The sequence below is a fragment of the Aquamicrobium sp. NLF2-7 genome, from assembly GCF_022359935.1.
Lineage (GTDB): Bacteria > Pseudomonadota > Alphaproteobacteria > Rhizobiales > Rhizobiaceae > Mesorhizobium > Mesorhizobium lusatiense.
On the sequence record NZ_JAKSED010000001.1, the window covers coordinates 2,579,364 to 2,591,293 of the forward strand.

Consider the following 11,930-nt stretch of genomic DNA (forward strand, 5'->3'; position numbering starts at 1 on the left):
ATCAGCCGTTGGTGAGCGACAGCGCTTCTTCCGTGTAGCGCTTGCCGGCCACCTTGTCCGGTGACAGGGCAGCCCCGATTTCGGCCACCTCGGCCTCGCTCAGCGCGATCTGCGCTGCCGCCACGTTCTGTTCGAGATGGGCGATGCGGCGCGCGCCGGGGATCGGTACGATGAAATCGCCCTGATGCAGCACCCAGGCCAGCGCCAGTTGCGCTGCCGTCACGCCCTTGCCCTCTGCCATCTGTTCCAGCAGCGCCACCAGCCGTTCATTGGCTTCCATGGCCTCTGCCTGAAAACGCGGCAGGGTGCGGCGCCAGTCGTCTTCGCCCAGTGCATCGGTCTTGCGGATCGTGCCCGTCAGCAGGCCGCGTCCCAGGGGACTGTAAGGCACGAAGCCGACACCAAGTTCCCGGCAGACGGCGAAGATCTCCTCTTCCGGCTCGCGGCTCCACAGCGAATACTCGCTCTGCACGGCGGCGATCGGGTGAACCGCATGGGCACGCCGCAGGGTCTGCGGGCTCACTTCCGAAAGGCCGAGCGCGCGCACCTTGCCCTCGCGCACCAGATCGGCCATCGCGCCGACCGTATCCTCGATCGGCACCGAGGGATCGACGCGGTGCTGGTAATAGAGGTCGATGACATCGGTGCCGAGGCGCTTCAGCGAAGCTTCCGCCACCGCCTTGACATGCTCGGGGCGGCTGTCCACGCCCGCCATGCGCCCGGCCCCGGTGCCTTCGTCGCTGATCCTGAACCCGAACTTGGTGGCGATGGTGACCTTGTCGCGCACGCCCTTCAGCGCTTTGCCGACGAGGCGCTCGTTCTCGAACGGGCCGTAGACTTCCGCCGTGTCGAAGAAATCGACACCGATCTCCACGGCCCGGTGCAGGGTGGCGATGGAGTCTTTTTCCTCCTGTCCGCCATAGGCGAAACTCATGCCCATGCAGCCGAGGCCGATGGGATTGACGGTGAGTTCTGTTCCAAGTTTGCGTGGTTGCATCTGCAAGCCTCCTGTGTGGGATGAGGCAGAGATAGGAGCCGGATCATCGTTCGATAATCCGTTTGTTTGTGCATTGGCTATTCTATATTTTAGATCAATGTCGCGTAACCAGCTTTCCCATCTCGCCGTTCTTTCGGTCGTTGCGCAGCACGGCAGCTTCCGCGCCGCCGCGCGGGAACTGGGCATTGCCCCATCGGCAGTCAGCCATGCCGTGTCGGTGCTGGAGGCGCGGCTTGGGGTGCGGCTGCTGGCCCGCACCACGCGCAGCGTCGCCCCGACTGAAGAAGGCGTTGCCTTGCTGGAGCGGCTGCGGCCGGCCCTGTCCGAAATCAATCTTGCGCTGGAACAGGCGGTCGAGGCGCGCGACAGGCCTGCCGGAAAGCTGCGCCTCAACGTGCCGCGCACTGCCGCCGAGCTGGCGCTCGCCCCGCGCCTTGCCGCCTTCGCCGCCGCCTATCCGGAGATCACGCTGGAGATCGTCAGCGAGGACCGCTTCACCGATGTGGTGGAAGGCGGCTTCGATGCCGGCGTGCGGCTCGGCGAAAGCCTGCAACGCGACATGATCGCCGTGCGCATCGGCCCCCAGCTGCGTGGGGCGGTGGTGGCCGCTCCCTCCTGCCTCGAGGGCAGGGAACGGCCCCGGCATCCGCGCGGCCTTGCTGGCCATCGCTGCATCCGCTTCCGCTTTTCCAGCGGCGTCATCTATCGCTGGGAGTTCGAAAAGGAAGGCGAGGAGATCGTCATGGACGTGGATGGCCCGCTGATCCTCGGCGAGGACCGGGTGATCGTCCAGGCCGCGCTCGATGGCGCGGGCATCGCCTTCGTCTTCGAGGATTATGTGCGCCAGCCTCTGGCCGACGGGCGGCTGGTGCGCCTGCTGGAGGACTGGTGCCCGCCCTTTGACGGCTTCTTCGTCTATTATCCCAGCCGCAAGCAGATGCGCCCGGCGCTCAGGGCCTTCGTGGATTTCTTTCGCTGGCGCGGCTAAAAGGTAATCTTCCGGCCGCTTGGCTTTTCCGCTCCTTTGGGGCAAATCCGGGCCGATAATTCTGGAGGCAGGACCATGTTCCGCTGGGGCGTCCTTTCAACGGCGAAGATCGCGCGCGAGCAATTGCTGCCGGCCATCGCCGGTTCCGACAATGGCGTGGTGGCGGCCATCGCCAGCCGCGATGCGGCCCGTGCCCGGCAACTGGCCGACCAGTGGAACGCACCCCATGCCTTCGGCTCCTATGAGGAACTGCTGGCCTTCCCGGATGTGGACGGCGTCTACATTCCCCTGCCGACCTCGCAGCATGTCGAGTGGACGGCAAAGGCCATCGGGGCCGGCAAGCATGTGCTGGTGGAAAAGCCGCTGGCGCTGAAGGCGGAAGATATCACCCCGCTGATTGGGCTGCGCGACCGTCACAATGTGCTGGTCAGCGAAGCTTTCATGGTCGTTCACCATCCGCAATGGATCAAGGTGCGGGAACTGATCGCGGAAGGGGCCATCGGCCGGCTGCGCCATGTGCAGGGTGCTTTTTCCTATTTCAACGTTGATCCGCACAACATGCGCAACCAGCCCGATCTCGGCGGCGGCGCGCTGCCCGACATCGGCGTCTACCCTACGGTGACGACGCGCTTTGCGACCGGCAGCGAGCCGCAGCGCGTGCAGGCCAGCATCGAGCGTGACCGGACATTCGGCACCGATATCTATTCCTCGGTGCGCGCCGATTTCGGCAGCTTCGAGCTGTCCTTTTATCTGTCGACGCAGATGGCCGCGCGCCAGATCATGGTTTTCCATGGCGACAGGGGTTTCATCGAGATCGCTTCGCCCTTCAATGCCGGGCTCTATGACGATCATGTGGTGACGCTGCACAACCAGAACCACGATGCGGCGCAGCTGTTCCGCTTCCCCGGCGCGCAGCAATATCGCCTTCAGGTCGAGGCGTTCGTGCGGGCTGCTCGCGGAGGGACAGACCGCATCTTCACGCTGGAGGAATCGGTTCTGAACCAGAAGGTCATCGACGCCATCTTCCGTGCCGGCGAACATGACGGCTGGGAGCCGGTCTGATCCCCCGATGAGCAAGGTTTCGCTGCCGGAGCTTCCGGTTACCGTCGTTCTGGCCGATCTGCGCACGGCGCTGGAGCGGGGCAACAAGGCGGTGCTGGTTGCACCGCCAGGCGCGGGCAAGACGACGCTGGTGCCGCTGAGCCTGCTAGATGCCGGCTGGCGTGAGGGTGGCACCATCGTGCTCCTGGAACCACGGCGGCTGGCCGCCCGCGCTGCTGCGCGGCGCATGGCCGCACTTCTGGGCGAGGAGCCGGGCGCGACGGTCGGCTATGCCATGCGCATGGAAAAGCGCGTGTCGGAGCGAACCCGCATCCTTGTTGTCACCGAGGGCGTGCTGGCGCGCATGATCCTCGACGATCCCGAACTGCCCGGCATAAAGGCCGTCATCTTCGACGAGTTCCACGAACGCTCGCTGGACGGCGACTTCGGCCTCGCGCTGGCGCTCGACGTACAGGGCGCGCTGCGTCCCGATCTGCGCCTGCTGGTGATGTCGGCGACGCTGGATGGCGTACGCGTGGCCAAGCTGCTGGACGGTGCCCCGGTGATCGAGAGCGAGGGCCGCGCCTTTCCCGTTGACATCCGCTATCGGGAACGCCCCGCCGGCACGCCGGTCGAGGATGCCATGGCCGCCGCCATCCGCGCGGCCCTGTCGGAAGAGGCGGGCAGCGTGCTTGCCTTCCTGCCTGGCCAGCGCGAGATCGAGCGCACCGCCGAACGGCTGGAGGGGCGCGTCGCGGCCGACACCGACATTGTGCGGCTTTACGGCATGATGGACGCGAAGGTGCAGGATGCCGCCATCCGCCCGCCTCCCGCCGGCCGCCGCAAGGTGGTGCTGGCCACTGCCATCGCCGAAACCTCGATCACCATAGACGGGGTGCGCGTCGTCATCGACAGCGGACTGGCGCGCCTGCCCGCCTATGAGCCGGCCAGCGGCCTCACCCGGCTGGAGACGGTGCGCGTATCGCGCGCCTCGGCCGATCAACGCGCCGGGCGTGCCGGGCGCACGGAGCCCGGCCGGGCGATCCGGCTGTGGCGGGCCGAGCAGACGGCGGCGCTGCCCGCCTTCACGCCGCCCGAAATCCTCGCCGCCGACCTCTCCGGCTTGTTGCTGGACTGCGCGGCCTTCGGCGTTGTCGATCCCGCAAGCCTTGCCTTCCTCGATCCTCCGCCCGGCCCGGCGCTCAATGAGGCGCGCAATCTTTTGCGCACGCTGGACGCCATCGATGCGGATGGCCGCCTGACCGGAACCGGGCAGGCGATGCGGCGCCTCGCTCTGCCGGTGCGGCTTGCCCATATGGTGGCCGAGGCTGCCCGAAGTGGACATGAGCGGGGCGCGGCCCTTCTCGCCGTGCTCCTGACCGAACGCGGATTGGGCGGCGACAGCGTGGATCTGGAACGGCGGCTGATGCGCTTTGCCGGCGAGAAATCCCCCCGCGCCAATGCGGCGCGGCAATTGGCGCAGCGGCTGACGCGCAGCGCCGGCAGAGGCGTGAACAGCGACGCCCCATCCTCGCCCGGCACACTGCTGCTGCACGCATGGCCGGATCGCGTCGCCAAGGCGCGCGGCGAGCGCGGGCGCTTCGTGCTCGCCAACGGTTCGGGCGCGATGCTCGATGCGGCCGATCCGCTGGCTGCGGAACCCTTTCTCGTCGTCGCGGATCTGCAGGGCAAGGCGCAGAATGCGCGCATCACGGCCGCGGCCGCCGTAGGCGAGGACGACATCCGCGCGCTTCTCGGCCATGCCATCGAAAGCCGCCGCGACACGCTGTTCGATCTGGAGCGCCGCAGCGTGCGGGTGCGTGAGCAGAGCCGTCTGGGCTCCATCGTGCTTGCCGAGCGCATGCTGCCCGCCCCGACCGGCGACGCGGCGAATGAAGCCGTTCTCGATGCTGTGCGTGCGCACGGTGTCTCCATCCTGCCATGGGGCAAGGAGGCAATGGCGCTGCGCCAGCGCCTGTCATGGCTCCACAAGGGTCTTGGCGATCCTTGGCCGGATATGAGCGACGAGGCGCTGACCGCCCGGCTTGAGGATTGGCTGCTGCCCTTTCTCACCGGCTCGGCCTCGCTCGCCTCCATCAGCGGCGGCGCGCTCATCGCCGGCCTCACCGCGCTGGTGCCGCACGATCTTCAGCGGCGCATCGATGTGCTGGCGCCCACCCATTTCGATGCGCCATCGGGCAGCCACGTGCCGGTCCGCTATGATGGCGAGCAGCCGGTGCTGGCCATCCGCGTACAGGAACTGTTCGGTCTCGCCACCCACCCGGCCATTGCCGGCGGCACTGTGCCGCTTACGCTGGAACTGCTCTCCCCGGCGCACCGGCCGATCCAGACCACGCGTGATCTGCCGGGCTTCTGGCGCGGCTCATGGGCCGATGTGCGCTCCGACATGCGCGGGCGTTATCCCAAGCATGTCTGGCCGGAGAACCCGCTTCAGGCACAGGCCACCAGCAGGGCGAAGCCTCGCGGAACCTGAAAGGTTTTGGCCGGCCGCCCGGGTCGGAGCGCTTCCCAAGGGGAATCGAGAAAATTCTGACGCAGGGGCAGCAGGAACGTCTGTTCCGCTTTTGCAATTGTCTGCAACCTGAGTGCATCCGGAACTGGTATTTGTTCCTGTATTGTTCTTGCGCGCTTTGAGAAATCGTGCTTTCCTGTGTGCCTGACCAAGGGGAAGGTCCGGCCTGACGGGCGAGGTCGGGTTTTGGCGTCGCGGGGCGCGATCCGGGGACGCACAGGGGAGGTATAGCATGGTTTCACGCGTGCGAACGGTGGCCTTTCAGGGCATCGAGGCGGTGCCCGTCGACGTGCAGATCATGGTGGCGCCGGGAAAGGTGGGCATGTCCATCGTCGGCCTGCCCGACAAGGCGGTCGCGGAAAGCCGCGAGCGTGTGCAGGCCGCCCTTCATGCCTCCGGCCTGTCGATGCCCGCCAAACGCGTGACGGTCAATCTGGCGCCTGCCGATCTGCCCAAGGAAGGCAGCCACTAAGATGAATTATCTGAATAAAATCAACTGGATAGCTCGACGAAAAGATAATAACTCACCGCCTGCTCACCATGAACTTGAGAAAGTGAAATCAGGTTCTGCGGGGGGGGGGGGTATCGGTCCATCTGTGCGCACGCCCTTGCCAGTCAGTACCTTTGCCCGGTGTTTGGATGGTTGGCTATTATTTCGCTGTCAAAAAAGCAGAAGCCTCACCGGGGAGCAGGGCACCCACGGCAAGGCCTCCTCTCGACTGGAGATCGAGGCATCCTAATAAGCATATCTGTCATTGCTGGTCTAGCCTGAGTGGCATGGCAAATCCTTACTGGATTATTAATGGCGCCGCCACAATCGTGTCAAAATTGCAACACGCCCGTCTGAATGACAGTGCGCGAAGCCATCTTGGGGCGAATTCGACTTGAATGAATCGTCTCAGTGGGAAATCAATCGCTTCGGAAAGAGGGGCGACTCGCACGATCTTTTCACCCATCTGCCTTCGGGCAACTAGGAAACAATTCAGTTTTGGACTGGAGAGACATATGAACATCAAGAGCCTGCTTCTCGGCTCCGCTGCGGCACTCGTCGCAGTCTCCGGCGCCCGTGCTGCCGACGCTATCGTCGTGGCCGAGCCGGAACCCGCTGAATACGTCCGCATCTGCGACGTGTACGGCGCTGGCTACTTCTACATCCCCGGCACCGAGACCTGCCTGAAGATCGGCGGCTACCTGCGCTACGACATCGGCGTGGGCGACGTTTTGGGCATCGAAAGCTGGGACAAGAAGGACGCCCTTGCCGGCATCGCCGATAGGAACGACACCTACTTCAAGCGCATGCGCGCTCAGCTCACCTTCGACGCCCGTTCGGAGACCGAATACGGTACCCTGCGCGGTTACATCGCCACTTACTACCAGCGCGATTCCTTTGAGAACACCGTTGGTTACTCCGACACTGGGTCGGCTTGGGCTCTTGAGCATGCGATCATCCAGCTCGGTGGCCTGACCATCGCCTACACCGACTCGCTGATGGAGACGCTGACCGATTCGGCCGGCTCGGTCATCAACGACGGCATTGGCGTCAACTACACGCCGGGCAAGACCCATCTGATCGCCTACACCTTCGACGGTGGCAACGGCTTCTCCGCCACGATCGGCGTGGAAGAAGGATCGGGTGAAGCGTTCACGATCGACTCCTACGTTCCGCATGTCGTGGCTGGCGCCTCGTTCACGCAGGGCTGGGGCAAGGTCTCGGGCGTCATCGGCTACGACTCCAACTACGGTGAAGTTGCTGGCAAGCTGCGCGTTGATTTCAACGTCAATGAAGCTCTGAGCCTCTGGGTCATGGCTGGTCTTCAGGACTACGACTATGATCGCGCTTGGGTTATCGGCCGCAGCAATTACTACGGCACCTGGGAAGGTGACTGGGCTGTCTGGGGTGGCGGCAAGTACCAGTTCAGCGAAAAGGCTGCTCTCGACGTTCAGCTCGCCTATGACGACTACGAGAACTTCGGTGCTGCCGTTGGTGTCAACTACGCGTTGGTTCCCGGCTTCAACATCCGTCCGGAAGTTGTCTATGAGTCTGGCTATGCACGTGACATCAATGGCGACAAGATCGGCGGCAAGCAGGACGGTTGGGGTGGTTACCTCCGCTTCCAGCGCTCGTTCTAAGATCGGTTCTACCGTCTGAACAAAAGAGCCCGGCAGGCAACTGCCGGGCTTTTTCTTTGTTATGTTTGGGAACGGCGCGCCAAATTTGTCACAAGATCGCGTTCACCTTCAATCAGTAGATCGATAGGCAGCCGGCCGTCCAAATCCTCATGTGGAGTAACCAGCCATTGCCAGGCATTTCTTTGATTGCCGAAAGCGATGATTACCTCTGCAAGGCCGTCCACCGGTCTACCATCGAGAAATTGCTTTAGCGGAAACACAGCCTTTTTGCTGGTCTTGGCATTTAGTGCGACGCACTCACCCCGCTTGTGCCACCGATGCAGAGTGGATCGGCTTATGCCAAAATGTCGCTCAATAAGTGTTGAGCCCGCTACTGGTCCGGCCCAGTCGTCAGGTAGCGGGACACCATCGGATTTAGTCGGAGCTGCCGCATGGAAGCGCTTAATCCCATAAGCGCGATTGCTCTTCGCTGCGTCAACAACAGCAACCACGAAATCAGTGGCCATTTCCGTTAGATAGTCTTCCAGCGAGTTCATAGAGCGCAGAACTGACTGTGGCTGGACGGCGATTTGGGCGGCAATTACCGCAGCCAAGTGCGAAGCTGTTTTGATCCCCGGCGCTTGTAGTGTTGGATCATGAGCTTTTAGCAGCTCTGTGATTAAGCTTGCCACCTTGGATTCAAGTTCTTCCCTCTTCTCAAGGCGGGATCTGCGGATATCACGAGACAGCTTTCTTCTGGTGGCCAAGGTTGCGATCCCCTGCATTGTTGCTGTGGCGCAGAGCTTCAGCTGCACCCTACCCGTGCTCGACGGGTGATCTCACCTATCACGGCTCGATGGAGCAGGGTCTTCGGACCATAATTGCCTACACGATCCAGAAATTCCAATGCAGCATTTGGATCACGATTGCGCATTAATATGTCGGCTATTTCTGCCGCGGCGCCGACGTCGAACTTTCCGTCTTTCTCCAGCCGTTGGCCAATCGCTATAAGCTCGACAGCGGAAGCCACTGAGCGGTCAGAACCCATGAGGTCTTTCAGGCGTTCAAACACTTGATCAAGGCCACTATGAAACTGCTCGTTTTTTGGACCTATATTTTTCACGTGCACGAGCCTCCCACGCCTCCCTCATCCCTGCGGTGAACCCCAAAAAAAAATCGGTCCACCATGATTACATCATCTCACATGATGACGGCAAAAAGTTCAAAACGCTCAAGCGGCACCTTTCAACGCACCATGGCATGACGCCGGAAGAGAATCGCGCACAGTGGAGTTTGCCGGCCGATTATCCGATGGTTGCTCCCGGCTATTCCGCAACCCGCTCCCGCCTTGCGAAGGAATTGGGTCTGGGGAGAGCTAAGGAACAAACGGCGAAGCCAAGAGCTCGTCAGCGAAAGGTTTGAGTATCAAGCTCGGCTATTTGCAGAGCGCGACCCATCCGGCTCCCGCAGATGAGCGCGCTGACCAAGTAGAGAGCCACCACAGGCGCTCATAACGGGGAGGCAACCGCCATTCCCTTCACGTCATCGAACGATATCTCGCAGATTTGTTTGCCGTCATTATCGCGCACCTTGACCGCCCATCCTGACGGCTGCTGCCCAGCCTCGACAGCCTCGTCGTAGAGGTCCTTCGCTGAGCGCAGGGCTTCAGCGCGGGCTGCTTCTGGGGTTGGAAATTCACTCTGCACAAGGGCAAGCTCTCCGCCCTTACCATCTGGGTAAGCGAAAGAGAAAATCGGACGCGAGACGTATGGAGATGCCGCTCGGTTCATAAGGGAAGCAGCTCGGCTAATGACTTCATGATTTTCCAACGTGACATCAGAGGCGATCACCGAGACTTCAATGATCGTTCCGTTTTCGTCTTTGAACCGTGTGATGTGCCTGGCATCACTATCGGGAGTGACGACGACGTAACACTCGGATTGGAAAATCGGCATGTGTAACCCTCCGGGACCAGCTCCCTATAAGCATATGGGCCATGCCAGTGCAAAAAAAGCCCGCTGCCGAGGGGATCGTTCGACAGCGGGCAGGATGGCAATATCTCTCGTAATGAACCCTGTTAACGATCACGGTTCAAGAAGGTTCCCCACTCTTTTCTAAAGCGCTGAACGCGATAAAATCGGCCAGCAATAGGAGGGGAACATGCAGCTTCATCAACGAGGCGTCGAACTTCTTCTGAAGGTCATGGATGCGGCAGATCATGTAGAAAAGCTTGACACCAACGAGACACAGGCGCTGCTGAAACAGGTCGCAGATATTTTAGGTGCCATTCTGGAACGAGACGCTCGCCACATCGTGCAAGAGAACGATCCGAACCACCTATAGATGACCTTGCAGGGACCGAATCTGCTGAAACTGTCCGCATTTCTTGGGAACCCTGCGCCAAAGCGCTCGTTGGTTTTACGCTGAAGCCGCGTCAACCGGGCTCGGCGGTATGGCAAACAGCAGAATTTTCCCGGTTTCCTCTGCTGGCCAACGAATTGGCAGACGAGTGTCTATCCCGCCCGGCTTCAGCCTTTGAGCCTGTCATGGCTTGCGCGGAACATCTTCGTGGGAGCAAAGCAACATGAAAACCGCAATCCACGTCATGATAGTCGCCTTCACGGTCGCCGTCATTGGCGCGCTTGTGGTTGTTGCCATTCCCCTAGCAGAAGTCGATCCCAGTCCTACGGCTTCCGTGACGGTAGAGTGAGTTGGCGCAGAAAAGCCCGTCAGGCCCGATGCGTACCCATCGAACCACGCGGCAGCGAGAAGGCCGGCGACAAACACAAGGCCGAGCAGCAGGCGGCCGAGGGGTGAAAGGATGAAGGACATCATCCCGACACCTCGGATTTGATCTGACGAACTGCAGCGACGATCTGGCTGCGAAGGAGAAGAAGCACCAGAATGATGACCAGAAGGACCACGCCGCCGGCGACAATCGCCTGCCAGTCCATGCCGAAGATGCCGCCAAGGCCGAGGGCCGCTATACCGCCACCGCCGGTGAGCTTGGTCCAGAGGTCGGATTTCTCTTTCACCTTGGTTTCGACGCGCTCAGGGACTACTTCCTTTTCGACCTCCTTCACCACCGGTGGCGGCGTGTCGGGCTGAACGGCCATCTTCAGGGCCTCGGAACGCACCCCAGAGACGCGCGAGGTCCAACCCTTTCCGAAGGTAGGCCAAGTCTTGAGGCGCTTCAGGAAGGCCATGCGCTTGTCGCACAGGCTGTTGATGATTGTAGCACGCATCATGCTGCGGGTTTTTGCCAGCGTATCAGGGCCGATCCGGCCATCCTGCTTGGCTCCGACGACCGCCTGAAGGTACTTGATTGCGCGGTCAGGCCCCGAATTCACCGCGAAGTCAAAGACGGCGTAATCAATCCCCCCCGGCAGGTCAGAACCGCGCACAGCGTCCCAATAGTGGCGCTTGTAGATCGTGGCGACCTGCTCGTCGGTGATCCTGCGCAGATCGTCTTTGGTGGCGCTGGGCTTCACATAGCGGCGGAAGTTCGCCAGCGTGACGCCTTTCATGGTCGCTCCACCGGGATCGTCCTTATGGTCGCTCCATCCGCCTTCGTGACTCAGGACGAGCGAAAGCGCCCGCTCAAAGTTGCGGTCCATGTCAGTTCCTTTCGTTGTGGAGGTGGGCCTCTCTGGCATCAGCCAAAAGAGGTATTGGACGGCCCCGCGGTGCCGGCGCTATTGTGCGGGCTTCAATCTTTACGGGGGCAAGTCATGGAAATGTACGTAGAGCCTGCCAAAAGGCCCGGAAGAAGAAAGCTGATCCGAAATTCGCCGCTGATGCCAACAGCCATCACGCATGACATTGATGGAATATGGCTGACGATCGATGCTGAAGGCATCTACGACGCCTCCACCTATCGCTATACACTGAAGCTCTCATCCGAGACTGTCGCCATGATCATGCAGACATGGGTCAGCAAACCATTGCCGGACAGAACAGCATTGCGTTCCTGATAACTTTTCATATGGTCGCCTGCGGCTTTTCTCCATTAGCCGCAGGGCTGGCGCGCTATACGGCAGGGAACTAGACGGTGCGCCAGATCGTGCGAATCGCACCGTCAATACAGGGCCTCTGGCACTGCAATTATGCTTCTGGTGGGAATGATGACTTGGTCCGGATTCTTCCCAAGCCGCCAGACAAAATCCCCTAAAATATTTACAGCCTTGCGTTAGCCGCAATTGCTCTATAGTAAGCATCCATCGAACTTGCTGTAGAACTTTGTTTTCGCGCTTCGGCGCTCT

Annotated in this window: 12 protein-coding genes and 2 pseudogenes; 9 read left to right on the forward strand and 5 right to left on the reverse strand. The window is 61.5% G+C overall.

Features of this window, described 5'->3' with window-relative positions; all coding sequences use genetic code 11:
- Position 1: 1 nt before the first annotated feature.
- Positions 2 to 997: an aldo/keto reductase gene (locus tag MIC97_RS12665; RefSeq protein ID WP_239800316.1), complete on the reverse strand. Its 996-nt coding sequence runs from the start codon at positions 995 to 997 to the stop codon at positions 2 to 4.
- A 97-nt stretch (positions 998 to 1,094) separates the two neighbouring features.
- Between MIC97_RS12665 and MIC97_RS12670 the strand changes: the two genes are divergently transcribed.
- From MIC97_RS12670 to MIC97_RS12690, 5 genes and pseudogenes are all read left to right on the forward strand, one after another.
- The gene (locus MIC97_RS12670) at positions 1,095 to 1,985 is read left to right on the forward strand and encodes a LysR family transcriptional regulator (protein ID WP_239800317.1); all 891 of its coding nucleotides are present in this window, start codon (positions 1,095 to 1,097) and stop codon (positions 1,983 to 1,985) included.
- A 75-nt stretch (positions 1,986 to 2,060) separates the two neighbouring features.
- A complete protein-coding gene (locus tag MIC97_RS12675; RefSeq protein ID WP_239800318.1) occupies positions 2,061 to 3,047 on the forward strand; it encodes a Gfo/Idh/MocA family oxidoreductase in 987 nt (328 codons plus the stop codon).
- A 7-nt stretch (positions 3,048 to 3,054) separates the two neighbouring features.
- Positions 3,055 to 5,520, forward strand: coding sequence for an ATP-dependent helicase HrpB (gene hrpB, locus MIC97_RS12680; RefSeq protein ID WP_239800319.1), 2,466 nt, complete (start codon positions 3,055 to 3,057; stop codon positions 5,518 to 5,520).
- 271 nt (positions 5,521 to 5,791) lie between these two features.
- A pseudogene (locus tag MIC97_RS12685) lies at positions 5,792 to 6,028 on the forward strand (magnesium chelatase domain-containing protein); the annotation flags it as partial.
- 536 nt (positions 6,029 to 6,564) lie between these two features.
- Positions 6,565 to 7,689: a porin gene (locus tag MIC97_RS12690; protein WP_239800320.1), complete on the forward strand. Its 1,125-nt coding sequence runs from the start codon at positions 6,565 to 6,567 to the stop codon at positions 7,687 to 7,689.
- Between the two features lie 59 nt (positions 7,690 to 7,748).
- On the opposite strand, the gene MIC97_RS12695 is transcribed toward MIC97_RS12690, so the two are convergent.
- Both MIC97_RS12695 and MIC97_RS12700 read right to left on the reverse strand, forming a co-directional pair.
- Positions 7,749 to 8,483, reverse strand: coding sequence for an antitoxin Xre/MbcA/ParS toxin-binding domain-containing protein (locus MIC97_RS12695; protein WP_239800321.1), 735 nt, complete (start codon positions 8,481 to 8,483; stop codon positions 7,749 to 7,751).
- On the reverse strand, positions 8,474 to 8,791 hold the full coding sequence (locus tag MIC97_RS12700) for a hypothetical protein (RefSeq protein WP_239800322.1): 318 nt from the start codon (positions 8,789 to 8,791) through the stop codon (positions 8,474 to 8,476). Before MIC97_RS12700 ends, MIC97_RS12695 begins: the two co-directional genes overlap by 10 nt.
- Positions 8,792 to 8,817: 26 nt before the next feature.
- On the opposite strand from MIC97_RS12700, the pseudogene MIC97_RS12705 reads away from it, so the two are divergent.
- A pseudogene (locus MIC97_RS12705) lies at positions 8,818 to 9,090 on the forward strand (MucR family transcriptional regulator); the annotation flags it as partial.
- Positions 9,091 to 9,176: 86 nt separating this feature from the next.
- Here MIC97_RS12705 and MIC97_RS12710 read toward each other — a convergent pair.
- Positions 9,177 to 9,623 carry a hypothetical protein gene (locus tag MIC97_RS12710; protein WP_239800323.1) on the reverse strand — a complete coding sequence of 149 codons (447 nt, stop codon included), beginning with the start codon at positions 9,621 to 9,623 and terminating at the stop codon, positions 9,177 to 9,179.
- Between the two features lie 205 nt (positions 9,624 to 9,828).
- Between MIC97_RS12710 and MIC97_RS12715 the strand changes: the two genes are divergently transcribed.
- Both MIC97_RS12715 and MIC97_RS25100 read left to right on the forward strand, forming a co-directional pair.
- A complete protein-coding gene (locus tag MIC97_RS12715) occupies positions 9,829 to 10,011 on the forward strand; it encodes a hypothetical protein (protein ID WP_239800324.1) in 183 nt (60 codons plus the stop codon).
- Between the two features lie 241 nt (positions 10,012 to 10,252).
- Positions 10,253 to 10,378 carry a hypothetical protein gene (locus tag MIC97_RS25100; RefSeq protein ID WP_275592342.1) on the forward strand — a complete coding sequence of 42 codons (126 nt, stop codon included), beginning with the start codon at positions 10,253 to 10,255 and terminating at the stop codon, positions 10,376 to 10,378.
- Between the two features lie 121 nt (positions 10,379 to 10,499).
- On the opposite strand, the gene MIC97_RS12720 is transcribed toward MIC97_RS25100, so the two are convergent.
- The gene (locus MIC97_RS12720) at positions 10,500 to 11,285 is read right to left on the reverse strand and encodes a glycoside hydrolase family 108 protein (protein ID WP_239800325.1); all 786 of its coding nucleotides are present in this window, start codon (positions 11,283 to 11,285) and stop codon (positions 10,500 to 10,502) included.
- Between the two features lie 180 nt (positions 11,286 to 11,465).
- Here MIC97_RS12720 and MIC97_RS12725 point away from each other — a divergent pair, with 180 nt between their 5' ends.
- Entirely contained in the window at positions 11,466 to 11,642 is a 177-nt protein-coding gene (locus tag MIC97_RS12725) for a hypothetical protein (RefSeq protein ID WP_239800326.1), read from the forward strand.
- Positions 11,643 to 11,930: the final 288 nt, after the last annotated feature.

Bases quoted from the DNA above. Each gene is read 5' to 3' on its own strand.
- MIC97_RS12720 (WP_239800325.1), bottom strand. From the start codon at position 11,285: ATGGACCGCAACTTTGAGCGGGCGCTTTCGCTCGTCCTGAGTCACGAA.
- MIC97_RS12675 (WP_239800318.1), top strand. From the start codon at position 2,061: ATGTTCCGCTGGGGCGTCCTTTCAACGGCGAAGATCGCGCGCGAGCAA.
- MIC97_RS12690 (WP_239800320.1), top strand. From the start codon at position 6,565: ATGAACATCAAGAGCCTGCTTCTCGGCTCCGCTGCGGCACTCGTCGCA.
- MIC97_RS12710 (WP_239800323.1), bottom strand. From the start codon at position 9,623: ATGCCGATTTTCCAATCCGAGTGTTACGTCGTCGTCACTCCCGATAGT.
- MIC97_RS12715 (WP_239800324.1), top strand. From the start codon at position 9,829: ATGCAGCTTCATCAACGAGGCGTCGAACTTCTTCTGAAGGTCATGGAT.
- MIC97_RS25100 (WP_275592342.1), top strand. From the start codon at position 10,253: ATGAAAACCGCAATCCACGTCATGATAGTCGCCTTCACGGTCGCCGTC.
- MIC97_RS12670 (WP_239800317.1), top strand. From the start codon at position 1,095: ATGTCGCGTAACCAGCTTTCCCATCTCGCCGTTCTTTCGGTCGTTGCG.
- MIC97_RS12665 (WP_239800316.1), bottom strand. From the start codon at position 997: ATGCAACCACGCAAACTTGGAACAGAACTCACCGTCAATCCCATCGGC.
- hrpB (WP_239800319.1), top strand. From the start codon at position 3,055: ATGAGCAAGGTTTCGCTGCCGGAGCTTCCGGTTACCGTCGTTCTGGCC.
- MIC97_RS12725 (WP_239800326.1), top strand. From the start codon at position 11,466: ATGCCAACAGCCATCACGCATGACATTGATGGAATATGGCTGACGATC.